Genomic DNA, 358 nt, shown 5'->3' on the forward strand with positions numbered 1-358 from the left:
TGTTCTCATTGTCGTTCTTCTCGTCACCTTTGGCGGAGTGTATACGGCGGGGCAAATGAAGATGGAAGCGATGCCGGACATCTCTTTTCCGGTGATCGTCGCAATCACTCCCTATCCCGGGGCGTCGCCGGAGGATGTGGATGAAAAGGTGACCCAACCCGTCGAGCAGGCGCTCATGGGAACCGAGGGAGCGAAAAAGGTACAGTCCATATCGGCGGACAGCACGTCGGTCGTGGTGGTGGAATTTGACTTTGATGTCGATCTGGACAAGATGCAGCAAGAGATGAAAGAGGCCGTAAACCGGCTCGATCTGCCCGAGGAAGCGATGGAAACCACCTTTAATCAGTTCGGTTTTGAT

General features: G+C 54.2%; 1 protein-coding gene. It reads left to right on the forward strand.

Annotated features, from left to right (window positions below; all coding sequences use genetic code 11):
* Positions 1–7: 7 nt before the first annotated feature.
* Positions 8–358 (forward strand): efflux RND transporter permease subunit (locus RZO55_RS03015; RefSeq protein WP_318062811.1); only part of this gene is annotated, 351 nt, incomplete at its 3' end.

Origin of the sequence: Clostridium boliviensis (genome assembly GCF_033342255.1) — a bacterium.
GTDB classification, from domain to species: Bacteria; Bacillota; Clostridia; order Lachnospirales; family Lachnospiraceae; genus Lacrimispora; species Lacrimispora boliviensis.